The organism is Allobosea sp. CRIB-10 (genome assembly GCF_900112185.1).
Lineage (GTDB): Bacteria > Pseudomonadota > Alphaproteobacteria > Rhizobiales > Beijerinckiaceae > Allobosea.
In genome coordinates this window covers 1-18,579 of record NZ_FOKP01000001.1, presented here as the reverse complement: position 1 = coordinate 18,579, position 18,579 = coordinate 1, and the positions used below count along the sequence as shown (strand labels likewise).

The 18,579-nt window shown below is 66.7% G+C and carries 16 protein-coding genes and 1 pseudogene; 8 read left to right on the top strand and 9 right to left on the bottom strand.

Annotation, left to right across the window (positions count from 1 at the left end):
• Positions 1–2: 2 nt before the first annotated feature.
• Both BMZ69_RS00080 and BMZ69_RS00075 read right to left on the bottom strand, forming a co-directional pair.
• Positions 3–311 (bottom strand): hypothetical protein, encoded by a 309-nt coding sequence (locus BMZ69_RS00080; RefSeq protein WP_139218937.1) that lies wholly within the window; start codon positions 309–311, stop codon positions 3–5.
• Between the two features lie 174 nt (positions 312–485).
• Complete coding sequence (locus BMZ69_RS00075) at positions 486–2,576, bottom strand: molybdopterin-containing oxidoreductase family protein (RefSeq protein ID WP_092153560.1); 2,091 nt, start codon at positions 2,574–2,576, stop codon at positions 486–488.
• 226 nt (positions 2,577–2,802) lie between these two features.
• On the opposite strand from BMZ69_RS00075, the gene BMZ69_RS00070 reads away from it, so the two are divergent.
• The gene (locus tag BMZ69_RS00070; RefSeq protein ID WP_175506616.1) at positions 2,803–3,627 is read left to right on the top strand and encodes a MipA/OmpV family protein; all 825 of its coding nucleotides are present in this window, start codon (positions 2,803–2,805) and stop codon (positions 3,625–3,627) included.
• Between the two features lie 75 nt (positions 3,628–3,702).
• On the opposite strand, the gene ndk is transcribed toward BMZ69_RS00070, so the two are convergent.
• Positions 3,703–4,125 (bottom strand): nucleoside-diphosphate kinase, encoded by a 423-nt coding sequence (gene ndk / locus BMZ69_RS00065; RefSeq protein ID WP_057192434.1) that lies wholly within the window; start codon positions 4,123–4,125, stop codon positions 3,703–3,705.
• A gap of 145 nt (positions 4,126–4,270) precedes the next feature.
• Between ndk and BMZ69_RS00060 the strand changes: the two genes are divergently transcribed.
• A complete protein-coding gene (locus BMZ69_RS00060) occupies positions 4,271–6,511 on the top strand; it encodes an alpha,alpha-trehalose-phosphate synthase (UDP-forming) (RefSeq protein WP_092153556.1) in 2,241 nt (746 codons plus the stop codon).
• Between the two features lie 24 nt (positions 6,512–6,535).
• Here BMZ69_RS00060 and BMZ69_RS00055 read toward each other — a convergent pair whose 3' ends face one another.
• Entirely contained in the window at positions 6,536–6,805 is a 270-nt protein-coding gene (locus tag BMZ69_RS00055) for an SEL1-like repeat protein (protein WP_092153554.1), read from the bottom strand.
• Between the two features lie 363 nt (positions 6,806–7,168).
• Here BMZ69_RS00055 and BMZ69_RS00050 point away from each other — a divergent pair, with 363 nt between their 5' ends.
• A complete protein-coding gene (locus BMZ69_RS00050; RefSeq protein ID WP_092153552.1) occupies positions 7,169–7,543 on the top strand; it encodes a DUF2147 domain-containing protein in 375 nt (124 codons plus the stop codon).
• 312 nt (positions 7,544–7,855) lie between these two features.
• On the opposite strand, the gene BMZ69_RS00045 is transcribed toward BMZ69_RS00050, so the two are convergent.
• Positions 7,856–8,425, bottom strand: a complete 570-nt coding sequence (locus BMZ69_RS00045) for a TIGR00645 family protein (protein ID WP_092153550.1) — start codon at positions 8,423–8,425, stop codon at positions 7,856–7,858.
• Between the two features lie 211 nt (positions 8,426–8,636).
• Here BMZ69_RS00045 and BMZ69_RS00040 point away from each other — a divergent pair, with 211 nt between their 5' ends.
• Positions 8,637–9,089 (top strand): BA14K family protein, encoded by a 453-nt coding sequence (locus BMZ69_RS00040; protein WP_092153548.1) that lies wholly within the window; start codon positions 8,637–8,639, stop codon positions 9,087–9,089.
• A 127-nt stretch (positions 9,090–9,216) separates the two neighbouring features.
• Entirely contained in the window at positions 9,217–9,996 is a 780-nt protein-coding gene (gene xth, locus BMZ69_RS00035; RefSeq protein WP_092153546.1) for an exodeoxyribonuclease III, read from the top strand.
• Between the two features lie 13 nt (positions 9,997–10,009).
• Here xth and BMZ69_RS00030 read toward each other — a convergent pair whose 3' ends face one another.
• From BMZ69_RS00030 to ilvD, 3 genes are all read right to left on the bottom strand, one after another.
• A complete protein-coding gene (locus tag BMZ69_RS00030) occupies positions 10,010–10,378 on the bottom strand; it encodes a hypothetical protein (RefSeq protein ID WP_092153544.1) in 369 nt (122 codons plus the stop codon).
• A 66-nt stretch (positions 10,379–10,444) separates the two neighbouring features.
• Positions 10,445–11,398 (bottom strand): tetratricopeptide repeat protein, encoded by a 954-nt coding sequence (locus tag BMZ69_RS00025; protein ID WP_092153542.1) that lies wholly within the window; start codon positions 11,396–11,398, stop codon positions 10,445–10,447.
• Positions 11,385–13,115, bottom strand: coding sequence for a dihydroxy-acid dehydratase (gene ilvD / locus BMZ69_RS00020; protein ID WP_092153540.1), 1,731 nt, complete (start codon positions 13,113–13,115; stop codon positions 11,385–11,387). Before ilvD ends, BMZ69_RS00025 begins: the two co-directional genes overlap by 14 nt.
• 658 nt (positions 13,116–13,773) lie before the next feature.
• Here ilvD and BMZ69_RS00015 point away from each other — a divergent pair.
• The 3 genes from BMZ69_RS00015 (at position 13,774) to BMZ69_RS00005 (ending at position 18,419) form a co-directional block, all read left to right on the top strand.
• Entirely contained in the window at positions 13,774–14,787 is a 1,014-nt protein-coding gene (locus tag BMZ69_RS00015) for an extracellular solute-binding protein (RefSeq protein WP_092153538.1), read from the top strand.
• Positions 14,784–16,478 (top strand): ABC transporter permease, encoded by a 1,695-nt coding sequence (locus BMZ69_RS00010; RefSeq protein WP_092153536.1) that lies wholly within the window; start codon positions 14,784–14,786, stop codon positions 16,476–16,478. The genes BMZ69_RS00015 and BMZ69_RS00010 overlap by 4 nt, the downstream gene beginning before the upstream one ends.
• Positions 16,479–16,670: 192 nt before the next feature.
• Complete coding sequence (locus BMZ69_RS00005; RefSeq protein ID WP_175506615.1) at positions 16,671–18,419, top strand: AsmA family protein; 1,749 nt, start codon at positions 16,671–16,673, stop codon at positions 18,417–18,419.
• Between the two features lie 78 nt (positions 18,420–18,497).
• Here BMZ69_RS00005 and BMZ69_RS30950 read toward each other — a convergent pair.
• Positions 18,498–18,579: pseudogene (locus BMZ69_RS30950) on the bottom strand (IS5/IS1182 family transposase); the annotation flags it as partial.

The window sequence follows — 18,579 nt, the reverse complement described above, 5'->3', positions numbered from 1 at the left end:
CATCACGGCCGCTTCAGCTTGCAGCGATCGATGAAGCCATAGCCCTTCTCGCGGGCCGAGTCGTTGAAATAGCCGGTGTCGCGGAAGGCCTGGAGCTCGTCCTTGGTCATGGCGTTGACCGTGCCCTTGGCGTAGCAGCTGCACGGGGTGTGCACCGCCTCGCGCGTCGTGTTCATCAAGCGCGACTGGGTGATCAGGCAAGCGTCGAAGGCGCGCAGCTGGATCATGTAGGGCGTCAGGTTCTTCGCCGTCGGATCCGGCGGCGGCAGCGCGCTCGTGCTGCCCGCGGCCAGCGCCGCAGCGGCGGACATCAACAGGGACAATCCAGCGGCCCACACGACCGCACCAACCCGCCGCTTGATCATCTTTCGCACTGTCCGTTTCCGCGGCTCGAGCCCGGGAGACCCGAATCTCCCCCGACAGGCCATGCCGTCGCCCGGGCGCGGATGGTCCATAGCGCCAGCAAAAAAGCAATGACGCAAAGGTCACACCCCCTTGCGAATCCAGACCTTGTTGTCGTGGAAGGCGGCGCCGCCATAGGGCGCGGGCGAATCCGCGCCGGTGATGGTGTTGATGCCGCGCCCGCCGCGATGGGCGCGGTTCGGCCAGATCGACTCGGCGATGACGACGCCGCGCACCAAACCATCGAACAGGACCGCGTCGAGCTCGACCTTGCCGCGCCGGTTGCCGACGGTGACATGGTCGCCGGCGGCGATGCCGAGCGCTGCCGCATCGTCCGGATGCAGCATCAGCGTCGGCGCGCCCTCCTTCTTCTGCGAGGTCGGCGTCTCGGTGAAGCTGGAGTTCAGGAAATTGCGGGCCGGGCTCGTGGCGAGCCGGAACGGATGCTCGTCATCGGCCTGCTCGATCACCGCCCAGTGATCCGGCAGCGCAGGCAGCGTCTCATGCGGGCCGACGAGACCGGCATTGCTGTTCGGGACCTTGGTCCAGTCCGGCTTGAAGCGGAACCTGCCGTCGCGCCAGCCGAAGCCCTTCAGATAATGCGCTGTCTCGAAATCCGGCTGGATGTCGATGAAATCATTGGCGATCAGCTCTTCCAGCGTGCCGCGGCCGGTCTCCTGCAAGGTCCAGTCGACGATCTCGCGCGGGGTCATCGTGAAGCCGCGATGCTCGGCGCCGAGGCGCTGTGCCAAAGCGCAGATCACCTCATGGTTCGAGCGGCATTCGCCCGGCGGCTCGACGAGCTTCCCGCCCCACATGATGTGCTGGTGGCCGCCGCCCTGATAGAGGTCGTCATGCTCCATGAACTGCGTCGCCGGCAGCACGATGTCGGCCATCTGCGCCGTTTCGGTCATGAACTGCTCGTGCACGACGGTGAAGAGATCCTCGCGGGCGAAGCCGCGCTTCACCAGTTCCTGCTCCGGCGCAACCGTGACCGGATTGGTGTTCTGGATGAACAGAGCCCTGACCGGCCCACCCTGGCGCAAGGCGTCGGCATCGCCGGTGAGCACGCGGCCGATCTGCGACTGGTCGAGCTGGCGTACGTTGCGGTCGATCTTGTCGAGCCCCTCGATCAGGCCCTTGCGCCATTTGTAGATGCCGCTGTTGGAATGGAAGGCGCCACCGCCTTCATACTGCCAGGCGCCGGTCACGGTCGGGATGCAGGACGCCGCGTGGATGTTGACCGCGCCGTTGCGCTGACGGGCGAAGCCATAGCCGAGCCGGAAGAAGCTCCTCTTGCGGGTGCCGACGAGCGTGGCGAATTCCTCGATCTCGGCGACGCTGAGGCCGGTGATCGCCGCCGCCCATTCAGGCGTGCGGCTGGCGAGATGCGCTTCCAGCTCGTCGGGCGCATCGGCGAAGCGGGCGAGATAGTCGCGGTCGGCATGGCCGTCGCGGAAGAGCACGTGCATGACGGCGCAGGCCAGCGCGCCGTCCGTGCCGGGCTTGAGCACCAGCGGCAGATCGGCCTGGTCGAGCGTGGCGTTGCGATAGATGTCGATCGCGACTATCTTGGCGCCACGCTCCTTCCGCGCCTTGACGGCATGGTGCATGACATTGACCTGGGTGTGCACCGGGTTGGTGCCCCAGATCACCACGCAATCCGATTTCGCCATCTCGCGCGGGTCGGGCCCGGCAAGCCTGCCGGTGCCGGCGATGAAGCCGGTCCAGGCGGTTGTGGTGCAGATCGTCGAGTACTGGCCGGAATAGCGCTTGGCGTGGCGCAGGCGGTTGATGCCGTCGCGCATCACGAGGCCCATGGTCCCGGCATAGTAATATGGCCAGACCGCCTCGGCGCCGTGCTCGGCCTCGATCGCGAGGAAACGCCTGGCGATCTCGTCGAGCGCCTCATCCCAGGAAATGCGCTCGAAGGCGCCCGAGCCTTTCGGCCCGGTGCGGCGCAATGGGTACAGCAGCCGGTCGGGATGGTGGATGCGCTCGGCGTAGCGGGCGACCTTCGCGCAGATCACGCCATCGGTGTAGCTCTGGCGCTTGTTGCCGCGGACTCGGCCGATGGTCTTGCCGTCGATGACCTCGACTTCGAGCGAGCAGGCCGAAGGGCAATCATGCGGGCAGACCGAGGGCTGGCGCGCGATACGCGGAAGCTCTGTCATGTGCTCTTCCTAGAACAGGTCCAGGGTCGACGGAAGCGGGACGGTTGCATTGCCGTGCCGCCAGGGGGCAAGGTACCGGCATCCGGCGGCTGGGGATTCGGCCGGGCCATCAGCCATACGAGCAGCGATGTCGCAGGCGGCTGCTCGTCAACTCCGGGTTAAGACTAATGATTCAGTTTGGCCGCATCCGAGTAGTCCAAGGCGCCATGGCGCCGGAGTTCTGACGATGCGTTGCGTTGCGTTCCTTGCCGGCCTTGCGGCCGCGTGCCTTTCTCTCGCGCTCAGCGCGCCGGCGAAGGCCCAATCCTCGCAGTACAGCCAGTATACCTCGCCGGAACCGGTCCAGAACTGGCATCTGACGCTCGGCGCCGGGCTACGCTACCAGCCCGACTACGCCGGCTCGAACGATTACGTCTTCCGCCCGCGCGGGATCATCTCGCTGGCGCGCGGCACCAAGAGCACCTGGTGGACCTCGGAAGACGACGCGATCAGCATCGGCTTCTTCTCCGGCAAGGCATGGCGCGTCGGCTTCTCCGGCAATCTGCTCTGGGAGCGCAAGGCCGACACCAACGCCGCCCTGCGCATCACGGGCGTGCCGGACACCAAATTCGGCGCCGAGGCCGGCGCCTTCGTCGAGTTCTACCCGACCTCCTGGCTGCGCACCCGCGTCGACCTGCGCCGCGGCATCGTCGCACATGATGCGCTGGTCGCGGAGGCCAAGGTTGATGTCTTCCAGCGCATCGGCGCCTGGTCGCTTGGCATCGGACCGCGCATGACCATCGTTGGCGCCGACTATGTCCGCACCTATTTCGGCGGCACGGCCGCCGGCACCGGCGGCCTGCTGCAGCGCTACAATGCCGGCGTCCACTCGGTCGGCGCGATCGCGCAGGCGACCTATAACTGGTCCGACAAGCTGCAGACCACCGCCTATGTCGAGTACAAGCACTTGATGGGCGACGCGGCCAAGACGCCGATCGTCAAGACCTATGGCGACCGCGACTCTATCACCTTCGGCCTCTCGGCCAGCTACGCCTTCGACCTCGGGTTCTGAGGCGCTCCAACCCGGCAAAGAAAAAGGGCGGGTCCGACGGACCCGCCCTTCCCACTTCCAGGACACGAAATCGGCTCAGCCGACGATCTCGTTGCCGGCGAAGAATTGCGCGATCTCGATCGCGGCGGTCTCCGGCGCGTCCGAGCCGTGCACGGTGTTCTCGCCGACCGACTGGGCGAAGAGCTTGCGGACAGTGCCCTCGGCAGCGTTGGCCGGGTTGGTGGCGCCCATCACCTCACGATACTTGGCGATCGCGTCCTCGCCTTCGAGGACCTGCACGACGACCGGGCCGGAGGTCATGAACTCGACGAGCTCGCCGAAGAAGGGACGCTCCTTGTGGACGGCGTAGAAGGTCTGCGCCTGCGCCGTGGTCATCTGGATGCGCTTCTGCGCGACGATGCGCAGGCCGGCCTTCTCGATGACCGCGTTGACCGCGCCGGTGAGATTGCGCTTCGTCGCGTCGGGCTTGAGAATGGAGAAGGTACGCTGGACAGCCATCGTTGTGATCCTTGCGGGAAAATCGGGGAATGCGGCGCGCTTATAGCGGCGCCCTCCCCGCGCCACAAGCGCCGGTGGCGGCCGTATCCCCGCCGAGGGCCGGTTCGGGGTGTCCTTCGGGCGTGTGATCGGCTAGCCTTGGCAGATGCGACTGCTGTACCGGTTCGCCCTCCCGCTGCTCGGCGTGCTGACGCTCATGGCGGTCGCCGTCGCTCCGCTCGCCGACGGGTTGATGGCGCGATGGTTCCAGCATGACGTCGAGATCAGATCGAAGCTGATCGTCTCCTCGATCCGCGACAGCGTCGCGAGGCTCGTCGACGAACCGGCTCCGCTGCAGCTCGAAGCCCTATTCGAGCGGATCGCGGAAGACGAGCGCATCCTGGCGATCGGGCTGTGCGCCGCCGATGGCTCGCTCATCGCCGGCACGCGCATCGGACGAAACCTGGTCGCCTGCCGCAGGAAGGTCGCGGGCGAGGAAGGCTCGTTCCGTGCGATCGAGCTGCCGAGCGGGCCGGTGCTGGAGGCCCGCCTCGCGGTCGAGACCAAGAGCCAGGGCCTGACCCAGCTGGCGATCGTCCACGATCTCAGCTTCGCCAGCGCCCGCAGCCTGTCGGCCCAGCTCTACCTGATGGGCTTTATCGCCCTGCTCGGCATCGCAGCCGCGGCGGTGACTCTGCTCATGGCGCGGCTGACCCTGCGCGGCTGGCTCCGCTCGGTCCGCGAGGGAATCGCCGGCGGCAGCGACAGCGGCCGCCAGGACCCGCAGATCGCCCCGGTGATGGGCGAGATCCGGCAGTTGCTGCGCGACCTCGATATCTCGCGCCGAACCACCGCCGGCATCCGCGTCGATTGGTCACCGGAAACCCTGCGCCAGGTCGTCGACAACGAGCTGCCGGGGGCCGAGGTCATCGTGGTGTCGAATCGCGAGCCCTACATCCACAACCGCGACGCCGATGGCTCGATCAGATTGCAGCGGCCGGCAAGCGGCCTCGTCACGGCGCTGGAGCCGATCGTGGCAGCTTGCGGCGGCACCTGGATCGCGCATGGCAACGGCTCGGCCGATACCGCGACAGTCGACAAGCAGGACCGGCTTTCGGTGCCGCCGGAGGCGCCGGCCTATACGCTACGCCGCGTCTGGCTGAGCCCGCAGGAGGAGGAAGGCTATTATTTCGGCCTGGCCAATGAAGGCCTATGGCCCCTCTGCCATATCACCTTCGTGCGGCCCGTGTTCCGGCAGCCGGATTGGGAGCGATACCGGGCGGTCAATCAGAAATTCGCCGATGCCGTGGCGGCCGAGGCGCAAACCGATGCGCCGATCGTACTTGTGCAGGATTATCATCTTGCCCTGGTGCCGCGCATGGTGCGCGAGCAGCTCCCCAACGCCACGATCATCACCTTCTGGCATATCCCATGGCCGAATGCCGAGATTTTCGGCATCTGCCCCTGGCGCAAGGAGCTTCTCGATGGCCTGCTCGGCAGCTCGGTGATCGGCTTCCATACGCAATTGCACTGCAATAACTTCATCGAGACGGCCGACCGCTTCATCGAGTGCCATATCGACCGCGAGCAGTCGATGGTTTCCGCTCGCGGCAACAGCGCGGTCGTGCGTCCCTATCCGATCTCGATTGCCTGGCCGCCCGAACCGCTGAAGCGCCAGGCGCCGGTGGCCGAATGTCGCGCGGAGATCTGCCGCCGCTACGGCCTGCCGGCGGATGTGCGCCTCGCTGTCGGCGTCGAGCGCTTCGACTTCACCAAGGGTATTCCCGACCGTTTCCGGGCGGTCGAAATTCTGCTGGAAGAGCACCCCGAATGGCGCGGCCGCTTCGTGATGCTGCAGATCGCCGCTCCGACCCGCAGCAAGCTGCCGGCCTACCAGGCGCTGCGTGTCGAGGCCGAGAGCGCCGCCGACAAGATCAATTCCCGGTTCGGACGGCAGGGCTACCGGCCGCTGATCCTCGAAATGCGGCATTTCGAGCCAGATCAGGTCTACGAACTGCTCCGCGCCGCCGATCTGTGCATCGTTGGCAGCCTGCACGACGGAATGAATCTCGTTGCCAAGGAGTTCGTCGCGGCGCGCGACGATGAGCAGGGCGTGCTGTTGCTCAGTACCTTCGCGGGCGCCTCGCGCGAGTTGATGGAGGCGCTGATCGTCAACCCGTTCGACGCCCGAACCACGGCAGAGACGATCGATACGGCGCTGCGGATGCCGGCCGCCGAGCAGGAAGAGCGCATGCGGCTGATGCGCGACATCGTCAGCGAGAACAACGTGTTCTACTGGGCGGGGCGAATGCTGCTCGACGCCTCGCGGCTGCGCAAGCGCAACCGGATCATCTCCAGCATCGACCGCGTCGCTGCCACCCCGCCGGGGCTGCGCAGGATCGCCTGAAACCGATCCGACGATGCGGGCTCTTCAATGCCGAGTCAGGAACCTGCGCGCCTCGCGCAGCGCTTCGGCGACCTCGTCGCGGCTCATCTCGGATGCCAGCTCGGCACGGTGCGAGGCGGCACGGGAGCAGCCCTTGGCGAAGGCGACGTTGAACCAGGTCTGCGCCGCGACCAGATCGACCGGGCCGGAGCGGCCGGACGCATGCATCAGGCCGAGCTCGTAATAGGCGTCGGCGGAGGCTTCCATCGGGATCGCCAGCGAGGCCGGGATCGCGCTCATTTCCATGCGTGCCATGACAAACTCTCCCTGTTTTCCTTCGATACCGGCCCGTTTGGAGGCCGCGGCTTGTGAGGAGAGGTTCGGGCCGGGCGGTAAAACACTCCGCTAAAGTTTGAGATGAATCGAAGCTCAACGAGTCGCAAACGAGCGGTTAAAGCAAGATTCGATTCAGGCTTCTGCGCTGAATTCAGCAATGATTTCAATCCATTCCGAATCCGACGCCGGCGAGCGCGTCAACCTGGGATTCACCTTGCCCCAAGGTCAGCGCGGCGACCGGGCCTTGATGAAGAGCCATCTTGGAAGCTGGCGCGGCTTCAGATATGGTTTATATCTGAACCATCTGAGCGACAGAGATCGCCAGCAACGAGGAGGAACGCCATGGCTATTCGCCTGATCACTGCCGCCGCCGGCCTGCTGCTTGCCTTCGCCGTCCCCGCTTCGGCCCAGGACGTCACCGGCACCTGGCTGCGCGACACCGGCGCCTCCAAGGTGCGCTTCACCAAGTGCGGCGAGGCGATGTGCGGCACCATCTCCTGGCTCAAGGAGGCCGGCGGCCCGGCCAAGGTCGGCCAGCGCATCTTCTACGACATGAAGCCGTCCGGCGCCGGCAAATGGAACGGCAGCGCCTTCAACCCCGAGGACGGCAAGACCTATTCCGGCACGATGTCGCTCGCGGGCGACACGCTGACGACCGCCGGTTGCGTCTTCGGCGGCATGATCTGCCGCTCGGTGAAGTGGTCGCGCAGCAACTGATCTAACGCACGGCGAGCTTCGTCATTCCATCGTGGCCGGGCTTGTCCCGACCGACGGGTCTCGAAGCGCCGGCACAGCTCGCGCCTTCCTGCTGCGCCGGATGCACGAACGTCCGCCCCATCTCGCCCATCGACACCTCCCGCTACGGCAGGGACGATCCTCCAAGGAGCCTCGTCCCGCCCATCGGACCGTGCGGGTCATGTCACCGAACACCGGTCGGCAATCGCTCGAGAACAATGATTTGTGGCGAGCGCGACAGCCTGAAGTGGCTCTAGCGAGCCGGGCTCACCGCTTCGCGGTGCCCGGCAAGCCTCAATGCCCCTTGCTGGAGCCGCCGAGCGTCATCTTGTCGACCCAGGCGATGCCGATCGCCGAAGCGATGAAGATCGAGTGGATCAGCGTCTGCAGCAAGACACCCGTTGTGGTGTAGTTCGTCGCCGTCGGTCCGCCGATATTGCCGGCCTCGATGAAAGTCCGCAGCAGGTGGATCGAGGAGATGCCGATGATCGCCATCGCCAGCTTGATCTTGAGGATCGAGGCGTTGACGTGGCTGAGCCATTCCGGCTGGTCGGGATGTCCCTGCAGGCGCAGGCGCGAGACGAAGGTCTCATAGCCGCCGACGATCACCATGATCAGCAGGTTCGAGATCATCACCACGTCGATCAGGCCGAGCACGACCAGCATGATCTGCTGCTCGCTGAAGTCGAAGGCATGAGTGACGAGGTGCCAGAGTTCCTTCAGGAAGAGGAAGACGTAGACGCACTGCGCCACGATCAGGCCAAGATAGAGCGGAACCTGCAGCCAGCGCGAGGCGAAGATCACCATCGGCAGCGGCTTCAGGCGTCCGGTGGGAAGGTCGGCGGGGTCGGCGGGCTGCGACATGGGGCTCCCAGATGGATTGTGCGTTGCGGAAACGTCCGCCAAATGGGGCCTGCCGCGGCGGCGTGCAAGCCGAAAAATGCAAGGAGCCAATGGAAGTCGTTGAAATTTCGCCGCGTTTTGCGTTTACTCTTGCAGGTAAGGTGACTGTGTTCGGGTAGCCGATGAATTCGCCCGAAGAATCCTCCCAGCCGGGAGGGACAAGGAGTTCGAGATGATCAGGACGACGTTGATCGCCGCCGCCCTCGCTGGCGGTTTTGCCCTCGCCACACCGGTTGTCGCTGCTCCGCTCGCACCGGCGCAGGCCGCCGTTGCGACCGCCGGCTCGCCGAACCTGGTCGAGCAGGTGCAGTATCGTCGCTATTACGGTGGGCCCCGCTACGGCTATCGCGGCGGCTATTACGGCCGGGGCTATCGCTACAACCGCGGCGCGGCCGTGGGTGCAGGCATCGCCGCCGGTGCGCTCGGTGCCCTGGCTGCCGGCGCCCTGCTCGCCCCCGGGCCGGTCTATGCCGCGCCGCCGCCGCCCGTCTATGTCGCGCCCGCCCCGGTCTATGCCGCGCCGGACGCCGACGCGATCGCCTATTGCTCGCGCCGCTTCCGCAGCTATGACCCGTCGACCGGCACCTATATCGCCACCGGCGGCGTGGTCCGCGCCTGCCCGTAAAGGCCGTCGCAGGCTGAGCTCTTCGAACCTCCCGGCCCCGGCCGGGAGGTTTTTTCTGACCGCTGCTGACTTGCATTGACGGCCCGGCCGTCTCTTAGTCTCCGCTCGTCTGAATCGGAGCCGGCCCGTGCGCATCGCCACCTGGAACGTCAATTCGATCCGCCAGCGGCTGAGCCATGTCCTCGCTTTCCTGAAGGAGGCCGAGCCCGATGCGCTCTGCCTGCAGGAGCTGAAATGCGTCGACGCCGATTTCCCGCGCGCCGAGATCGAGGAAGCCGGCTGGCAGGTCACCACTCACGGCCAGAAGGGCTTCAACGGCGTCGCCATCATCTCGCGCAACAGGCTCGAGGATGTCAGGCGGGGCCTGCCGGGCGATGAGAGCGACGAGCAGGCGCGCTATCTCGAAGGCGTGCTGACGCTGGGCGACGGCGTCGTCCGCCTCGCCTCGATCTACCTGCCCAACGGCAACCCGCCGAACACCGAGAAGTACCCCTACAAGCTCGCCTGGATGGAGCGGCTCGCCGTCCACGCCAAGGGTCTGCTGGCGCATGAGGAGCCGCTGGTGCTGGCCGGCGACTACAACGTCATCCCCGAGCCGCGCGACGCCCGCGATCCCGCCGCCTGGACCGGCGATGCGCTCTTCCTGCCGCCGACCCGCACCGCCTTCCGCAAATTGCAGAGCCTCGGCTTCACCGAGGCGCTGCGCGCCACCACCGACGCCGCCGGCCTCTACACCTTCTGGGATTATCAGGCCGGCGCCTGGCAGCGGAACAACGGCATCCGCATCGACCATCTGCTGCTCTCGCCACAGGCCGCCGACAGGCTCGGCGCCGTCTCGATCGCCAAGCATGTCCGCGGCTGGGACAAGGCCTCCGACCATGTCCCAGTGCTGATCGAGCTGAACTGAGGCCTCGGCACACCTATTCCGGCGAGCCGCGCCTGACGCCACCCTTGATGAAGACGCGGAACGGTGTCGTGCCGCTGGCGCTGCCATCGGCCGAACGCCAACGGCCCTTGCTGCAAAGCACACCGCCTTGCCTCTCGACAGCCTCGAACTCGATCAGGTTGTGATAGGTCGTTCCATTCGGCTCGACGGCACGGAACTTTGTCGTGCATTTGCCATCGGCAACGATCGGATCGTAGTCGTGGATCATGATGCCGCCGCCGCCCGTGCTCGGGAACGGGTCCGTCAGCGGGGGCCAGTCTTCGAAGCGCTCCTGCGCGCCCGCGCCGTGAAAGGCGAGCGCGGCACAGACCGCGATGAAGCTGAAGAAGGCGGCGTCGCGCATGGCGGGAACTCCGAGGTCAGACACCTCGGCTACGCCGCTATGCCAAAGCTGGATGCAGCCAGTCCCTTAGCGCCGCTCGGCGCGGACGTGCTGGCGCTCGACCAGAGCCAAAGCGGCCGTGCGGTCGCTCGCGCTCGCACTAGCGAAGGCGGCATCGTAGCGCTCGACGATCCAGCCCTCGCGGGCGGCATCGGCGCCCTCGCGGGCCAGCGCCAGCCACATCAGCCCGATGATCGGGTGGCGCGGCACGCCGTCGCCGCCACGCAGCAGCATGTCGCCGAAGACGGCCCGCGCCGGGGCATGGCCTTTCTCGGCCGCGAGCTTCATCCAGCGCGCCGCCTGGCGCGGATCGCGCGAGACGCCGGTGCCGTTGAGATAGAGCCGGGCGAGATTGTACTGGCCCTCCGGGTCGCCGAAATAGGAGGCCGCGTAGTGGAACATGTCGAAGGCGCGGTCGGGATTGGGCTTCACATAGCTGCCCTTGATCCCGTCGAGGAAATAGCCGCCGAGCGCGACGAAGGCGGCCGCGACGATGCGCCCGTCAGAGGTGCCGGGAATCCTGTCTGCATTCTCGTCCGCGATCTTCGAGAAATACTCGAAGGCCTTGAGATCATTGGTCGGAACGCCGTCGCCACTGGCATAGACGCGGCCGAGCTTGAACTGCGCGGCGAGATGGCCCTGCGCAGCGGCATATTCGAGCGCCTTGACGGCACCGGCCTGATCGCCGGCGGTCGAATCGCGCATCCAGGCCTTCAGCGCGTCGCGGGCGCTGCTGAACGGGGCGATCGGCAAGGCGGTGTGAGCGGCTGGCCCACTCGGCGCCGGCGCGATCGCGCCACGGCCAGGGGCGAGCGGGATGGGCGCGGCGCGGTTGTCCAGCTCCGGCTCCGGCAGGGCGGCGCCGGGAATCGGGAGCGGCGGCAGCGGCACCCGCTCCACGGATGCGTTCTGCGCCCAGGCTGCCTGCTGGCAGCCCAGAGCGAGCAACGCTCCGGCAATGATGGCCTCAGATATCCGCATAGCACTGTGTCTCGGCTGCGCCTCCCGGATGGGTGACGGCGCCGCCCTTGGCGGATCCGACCGTCTGCGCGTATTTCCAAAGCGCGCCCGACCGATAGTCCGTCTGGCGCGGCGTCCAGGCCTTACGACGCGCTTCAAGTTCGGCATCAGAAAGGCGGACTGCGAGCTTTCCTGTGATGGCGTCGAGCTCGATGATGTCGCCATCCTTGAGCAGGCCGATCGGGCCGCCGACGGCGGCCTCGGGACCGACATGGCCGACGCAGAAACCGCGGGTCGCGCCGGAGAACCGGCCGTCGGTGATCAGCGCGACCTTGTCGCCCATGCCCTGGCCGTAGAGCGCCGCGGTGGTCGAAAGCATCTCGCGCATGCCGGGGCCGCCCTTGGGGCCCTCATAGCGGATCACCAGCACATCGCCGACCTGGTAGTCGCGATTGCTGACGGCCTTGAAGGCATCCTCCTCGCAGTCGAAGCAGCGCGCCGGACCGGTGAAGACCAGGCTTTCCTGCGGCATGCCGGCGATCTTCACGATCGCGCCCTCGGGAGCGAGGTTGCCTTCGAGACCGACGACGCCGCCGGTCTGGGTGATCGGCTTGTTCGCCGGGTAGACCACGTCCTGCTGGTCATTCCATTTCACCGAGGCGAGGTTCTCGGCGATGGTGCGGCCGGTCACGGTCATGCAGTCGCCGTGCAGATAGCCGTGGTCGAGCAACGTCTTCATCAAGAGCGGGATGCCGCCGACCTCGAACATGTCCTTGGCGACGTATTTTCCGCCCGGCTTCAGGTCCGCCACGTAAGGCGTCTTCTTGAAGATCTCAGCGACGGCGAACAGGTCGAAGTCGATGCCGCACTCATGCGCGATCGCCGGCAAATGCAGCGCCGCATTGGTCGAGCCGCCGGACGCCGCGACGACCATCGCCGCATTCTCCAGCGCCCTGCGGGTGACGATGTCGCGCGGGCGGATGTTCCTTGCGATCAGCTCCATCACCATCTCGCCGGCGGTGTAGCAGAAGGTGTCGCGGACATCGTAGGGCGCCGGCGCGCCGCAGCTATAGGGCAGCGCCAGGCCGATCGCCTCGGCGACCGTCGCCATGGTGTTGGCGGTGAACTGGGCGCCGCAGGAGCCGGAGGAGGGGCAGGCGACCTCCTCGAGCTCTTTCAGGTCCTCGTCCGACATGGCGCCGACCGAGTGCTTGCCGACGGCCTCGAACACGTCCTGGACGGTGACGGGGCGGCCCTTGAAATTGCCGGGCAGGATCGAGCCGCCATAGATGAAGATCGAGGGCACGTTCAGGCGCACCATCGCCATCATCATGCCGGGCAGCGACTTGTCGCAGCCGGCGAGGCCGACCAGCGCATCGTAGCAATGGCCGCGCATGGTGAGCTCGACCGAGTCGGCGATGACCTCGCGCGAGGCCAGCGACGACTTCATGCCCTGGTGGCCCATCGCGATGCCGTCGGTCACGGTGATCGTGCAGAACTCGCGCGGCGTGCCATTGGCGGAGGCGACGCCCTTCTTCACGGCCTGGGCCTGGCGCATCAGGGCGATGTTGCAGGGCGCAGCCTCGTTCCAGCAGGAGGCGACGCCGACGAAGGGCTGCGCGATCTGCTTCCCAGTCATGCCCATCGCGTAATAATAGGAACGATGCGGCGCACGAGCCGGTCCGACACTGACGTGCCGGCTGGGCAGTTTCGACTTATCGAATACGCGCGCGTCCATTCAAACTCTGTCCCGCCACCCCACCTGACGGGCGCCAGATGTGCCACGCCGCCGCCCGCTGGTGCAATCATCCGCCCCTGAACGAGCTACGAAGCACTATTCTGCTCCACAGCCTGCCCGAAGGGGCTTAATTCTTCCGTATCTCAGATAGTTACTGAAGTTCGCAGCTGGGGCCGCTTTGTGGCGGCTTCGCGGCAATCATGGCAGCCCGCCCATGCAGCGCTGCAATAGCTGCCGATGTGGTAGAAATGTCACGAATTTTAGCAGTCGCGATCGGACGCATGGCACGCCCCACCGCAACCAGACCGCGCGACAGACGGGCACGACCGGTTCACGATCGCGACATCGACCCGATGCCGAAGCGAAGCGATCGGACCGAACCGGATGGAGGTTTCGAAATCAGGCACTTCCCGCAACGCAGGTTCACCTCGCCCAACGCATTGGAGTCCTACGACTTTTGAATCAGGCTCCAGAGAAACAGGCGAGCAGGTCAAGCAGGTTACGATACTCAGATTAGAATTTCTATAATCAAGATGTACTTTAGAATAAGTATAACACATTGAAATAAAAGGGAAATTTCTTGACCAAGCCGCCGTCTGCTTCTACCGCTCCGTCCTGCATGGCCGATTTCAACAGCCCCCGCCCGAAGGAGCGAGACATGACCATCAAGACCGCGCTTGCCGCGACAGCCCTGGCCTCCTGCCTGCTGGCCGCCCCTGCCCTGGCGCAGAGCGTCAACCTCTACACGACGCGCGAGCCGGCTCTGCTTAACCCGGTCATCGAGTCCTTCACCAAGGATACCGGCATCAAGGTCAACGCCGTCTTCCTGAAGGACGGCCTGCAGCAGCGCGTCCAGGCCGAAGGCGCCAATAGCCCGGCCGACGTGATGCTCGTCGTCGATGTCGGTGAGATCCAGGCCATCGCCGACGCCGGCATCACGCAGCCGGTGCAGTCGGCGCTGGTCGACAAAACGGTCCCCGCCGCCCTGCGCGGCGCCGGCAACAACTGGGTCTCGCTGACCCAGCGCGCCCGCATCGTCGTCGTCTCCAAGGACCGCGTGAAGCAGGACGCGATCAGCTATGACGAGCTCGCCGATCCCAAGTGGAAGGGCAAGTTCTGCATCCGCGCCGGCCAGCACCCCTACAACAACGCCTTCTTCGCCGCCCATCTTGCCCGCAACGGCGCCGAGAAGACCGAAACCTTCCTGAAGGCGATCAAGGCGAACGTGGCCCGCAAGCCCGGCGGCGGCGACCGCGACGTCGCCCGCGACATCCTCTCAGGCCAGTGCGACATCGCCATCATCAACACCTACTATATCGGGCTGATGAGCAAGGCGACGAACGAGCAGAAGGGCTGGTATGAGGCGATCAAGCCGCTCAAGACCACCTTCGCCGGCGGCGGCACCCATGTGAACGTCTCGGCGGCGGCGATCGCCAAGAACGCGCCGAACAAGGACAGCGCCGTCAAGCTGATCGAGTACATGCTCGGCGAGAAGGCGCAGACCCTCTATGCCGACGGCAATTTCGAGTACCCGGTCAACCCCGACGTCAAGGAAGCCGCCGCGGTCAAGCTGCTCGGAGCGCTGACGCCCGACACGACCCCGCTCGGCGACGTCGCCAAGAACCGCAAGGCCGCCTCCGAGCTCGTCGACAAGGTCGGCTTCGACAATTGAGCCTGTGCGCATCCACAGCACATCGAGAACGGCCGCCAGCTCGCTGGCGGCCGTCGACGCGTCTGGTCCACGTCACCGCGGCCGCCGCCGGCCTGGTCACGCTGCCGGTTCTGGCGCTCGCCTTCACCGCCTTGTCGCGCGAGGCGCTGGCAATCTGGCCGCACTTGGCGGCCAACGTCCTGCCGGTGGCGCTCTGGAACACGGCGCTGCTGCTCGCCGGCGTCGGTCTGTTCTGCGGCGCGGTCGGCACCGGCGCAGCCTGGCTGGTGACGCAATACGACTTCCCGGGCCGCCGCAGCCTGGAATGGCTGCTCGTGCTGCCGCTGGCGCTGCCGACCTACATCACGGCCTATGTCTACGTCGAAATCCTCGGCTTCCAGGGGCCGTTCCAAAGTGCGCTCAGGGCGCTGACCGGCTGGCGTAGCCTACGCGACTACTGGTTCCCCGATCCGCGCAACCTGCCGGGTGCGGTCCTGATCCTCGGGCTGGTGCTCTACCCTTACGTCTATCTCAGCGTGCGCGCGCTCTTTTCGATGCAGAGCGCCGCGCTGATCGAATCCGCCCGCACGCTCGGCACCAGGCGCTGGCCGCTGTTCTGGCGCATCGGCCTGCCGATGGCCCGCCCCGCCCTCGCCGCCGGACTGACGCTCGCTCTGCTCGAGACATTGAACGACATCGGCGCCAGCGAATATCTCGGCGTCCGCTCGCTGACCATCTCGGTCTATACCACCTGGATCAATCGCGGCTCGCTGGCGGGCGCCACCCAGATCGCCTGCGTCATGCTGCTTGTCGTGGTCGGGTTGATGGCGGCCGAGGCGCACACGCGCGCAGCCCGGCGCTTCGCGCTGCCGGTGAAGCGACCGCGGCCGGTCGGACGCATCCAGCTCTCGGGCGCTCGTGCCTGGACGGCAGCGACCGCCTGCTTCCTGCCGGCGCTGTTCGGCGCGGTGCTGCCGCTCATTTACCTCATCGGTGAGTTCTGGCGCCGCGATCTGGTCGCCCAGGCCGATGCGACGCTCTGGCGGGCGCTCGCCAACACCGTCGCGATCTCGGCGCTGTCGGCCGCGCTGATCGTCGCGACCGGGCTTGCCATCGCCGCGGCTCTGCGGCTCGGCCGCGAGCGCGCACTGCCGCTGCTCGCTCGCATCGCCTCCCTCGGTTATGCCCTGCCGGGCACGGTGCTTGCGCTCGGGCTGCTGGTCCCGCTCGCCGCCTTCGACAACCTCGTCGCCGATGCGAGCCGTGCGCTCTTCGGCGCGAGCCCGGGCCTGCTGCTGCTCGGCTCGGGCGCGGCGCTGGTCATCGCCTATCTCGTCCGCTTCCTGACCATCGCCGTGAACGGGACCGAGAGTGGCTATGCCCGCATCTCGCCGCGCATCGACGACGCCGCCCGCTCGCTCGGCGCGAACAGGCACGAGCTCCTGCATCGTTTGCATTGGCCGCTGATGCGCCCGGCCATCGCGGCGGGCGCCCTGCTCGTCTTCGTCGACTGCATGAAGGAGCTGCCGGCGACGCTGCTGCTGCGCCCGCTCAACTTCGACACCCTCGCCACGCTGGTCTATGGCCACGCCGCCCGCGGCGTGTTCGAGGACGGCGCGCTGGCGGCGCTGCTGATCGTCGCGATCGGGATCTACCCGGCGCTCAGGCTCGCGCGGGCCGGCGAACAGCAGCCGGCTTCACGAGACAATTGAGATGTTTCCCCGGCTTTGGAACGCCATTGCCGGCGCCGAACTCGACATTCGCGAGCGGGCGGACTAAACCCTTGCCGCGCGACGCATATCGGCCTCCCCAGCCGATTCGGCCGCGGTGTCAGCTTGCCTGACGACGACAGCTCCGCCGTCGGGCCGATGAAGGCCACATACCAGGCCATGCCACGCCACGCCATGTCACGACGTGCACTCATCTTCGGCCTCGCTGCCGCTGCGCTGTTGCTCACGCTCGGGCTGCAGTCGTGGAATCTGGCTCTTTCGCAGGTCGAGCGCCTGGTCATCGCCGGCATCGAGGCTCGCACCGGGCTCAAGGTGACGAGCCTGCGCCGCGCCGAGATCGCGATCCTGCCCCTGCCCCGGATCAGCCTGTCGGACGTGACCTTCGTGGATCCACAGGGCGTGCTCTCGGGCAAGGCGGCGCGCATGCGCGCCCGCACAAGGTTGCTCACGCTGATCGGTGGCCAACTCGATTTCGATCGCATCGAGCTGGTCGTGCCCGAGCTCGACATCGCAGTCGCGGAGACCGGTGGCAGCTCCGCTGATTGGCAAAACCGCGTTTTCGACTATCTCACCCGCCTCGAGAACCAGTCTCGTCTCATCCTGACGTCCGGGAGCGTCATGATCCGCGCGGATGGTGCGGTCCGGACCACGCTGCGCGATGTCAACCTGCTGATCGAAGAGCGGACCGCCGACGCCCCGATCGCGCTAGCCGGCTCCTTCAACTGGCGCGGCGAGCCCACCAAGGTGGATCTCCTTTGGCCGGTGACGGGAGATCGCGCCCGCGCCGCCTTTTCGGTCGGCTCCCGGCTGATGGCTCTGCGCTTCAACGGCACACGCTCGGCCGCGCAGAACATCGCCAACGGCCAGATCGCCTTCAGCACGAAATCGCTCTCCGACGCCCTGGCCTGGTTCGCTCCGCGCCCCCGCATCGCCTCGCTGGTCCAGGAGGTCGAGTTGACCGCGCAGGCCCAGGTCAACAACGGCAGTGTTTCGCTCGACACGGTCGTCGCCATGGCCGACGGCAACCAGCTCGAAGGCGCGCTCAAGCTCGACGGCGCCATGCCCAACTGGGCGCTCTCCGGAACGCTCGCCGCTGCCGAATTCGACCTTGGACGCCTGCTGCGGCAAGCCGAGCCGCGGCTGTCGTCCGGAGCCGGCGAAACCGGCAACACGCCGCTCGAATTCGACGGCTGGACCACCAACGATATCGACCTTCGTCTCTCGCTCGATTCCGCCCGGATCGGCAACGCCCGCTTCGGCGATCTCGCAGCCCAGCTGCTGATCCGCAAGGGCCGGTTCGAAGCATCGCTCCTGCGCGCCTCGGCCTATGGCGGCTCGGTCCGTGCCCGCATCCTCGCCACGCCGGTCGCGGCGGGCGCCGACGTCAAGCTGCAGCTCGGCCTGGAGAAGGTGAATCTCGCGCAGGCGGCCGACGATCTGCCCGAGCTCGCCCGCCTCACCGGCGCGGCGACCGGACAGCTCGCTTTCGAAGGGGCTGGCGGCAGCGTGGAACAGGTCGTGAATTCGCTGACCGGCCGCGCCAATCTGACGGTCCGGCAGGGCGAGTTCCGCGGTATCGCCTTCCCCGATCTGCTGCGGCGGGCCGAAAAGCCCCCGACCTCGGCGCGCGACTGGCGCCAGGGCAAGAGCAGCTTCGAGACTCTGCAACTGTCCGCACTCGCCAATCTCGGCGTGCTCTACCTCACCGAGACCCAGCTCGCAGGTTCCGGCTACAATGTCGTCCTCAACGGCACTGCCGATCTCGGCCGGCGCTGGCTCGATCTCAACGGCGCCCTGAACTCGACCACGACCTCGACGCGCGTGCCCTTCGAGCTCCGCGGCCCCTTCTTCGGCGCCGCCTTCACCCCGGCGATCGATGCCTCGCTGCGGACGCCGGGACCGGCGATCCCGGTTCTGCGCTGACCCACTTCCGCGTCATTCTCGGGCGGAGCACAGCGCAGACTGGAGAATCTTTTGACGAGAAGGCGCTATGGTCGAGACTCAACGCAGCCAGTAGGCGACGAGAGCGGCGAGGCAGAGCGAGGCCAGATAGTTCCTGGCGAGCTTGTCGTAGCGGGTCGCG

Coding starts and splice junctions, on each gene's coding strand:
- BMZ69_RS00080 (WP_139218937.1), bottom strand. CDS start 311: ATGTCCGCCGCTGCGGCGCTGGCCGCGGGCAGCACGAGCGCGCTGCCG.
- BMZ69_RS00075 (WP_092153560.1), bottom strand. CDS start 2,576: ATGACAGAGCTTCCGCGTATCGCGCGCCAGCCCTCGGTCTGCCCGCAT.
- BMZ69_RS00070 (WP_175506616.1), top strand. CDS start 2,803: ATGCGTTGCGTTGCGTTCCTTGCCGGCCTTGCGGCCGCGTGCCTTTCT.
- ndk (WP_057192434.1), bottom strand. CDS start 4,125: ATGGCTGTCCAGCGTACCTTCTCCATTCTCAAGCCCGACGCGACGAAG.
- BMZ69_RS00060 (WP_092153556.1), top strand. CDS start 4,271: ATGCGACTGCTGTACCGGTTCGCCCTCCCGCTGCTCGGCGTGCTGACG.
- BMZ69_RS00055 (WP_092153554.1), bottom strand. CDS start 6,805: ATGGCACGCATGGAAATGAGCGCGATCCCGGCCTCGCTGGCGATCCCG.
- BMZ69_RS00050 (WP_092153552.1), top strand. CDS start 7,169: ATGGCTATTCGCCTGATCACTGCCGCCGCCGGCCTGCTGCTTGCCTTC.
- BMZ69_RS00045 (WP_092153550.1), bottom strand. CDS start 8,425: ATGTCGCAGCCCGCCGACCCCGCCGACCTTCCCACCGGACGCCTGAAG.
- BMZ69_RS00040 (WP_092153548.1), top strand. CDS start 8,637: ATGATCAGGACGACGTTGATCGCCGCCGCCCTCGCTGGCGGTTTTGCC.
- BMZ69_RS00030 (WP_092153544.1), bottom strand. CDS start 10,378: ATGCGCGACGCCGCCTTCTTCAGCTTCATCGCGGTCTGTGCCGCGCTC.
- BMZ69_RS00025 (WP_092153542.1), bottom strand. CDS start 11,398: ATGCGGATATCTGAGGCCATCATTGCCGGAGCGTTGCTCGCTCTGGGC.
- ilvD (WP_092153540.1), bottom strand. CDS start 13,115: ATGGACGCGCGCGTATTCGATAAGTCGAAACTGCCCAGCCGGCACGTC.
- BMZ69_RS00015 (WP_092153538.1), top strand. CDS start 13,774: ATGACCATCAAGACCGCGCTTGCCGCGACAGCCCTGGCCTCCTGCCTG.
- BMZ69_RS00005 (WP_175506615.1), top strand. CDS start 16,671: ATGTCACGACGTGCACTCATCTTCGGCCTCGCTGCCGCTGCGCTGTTG.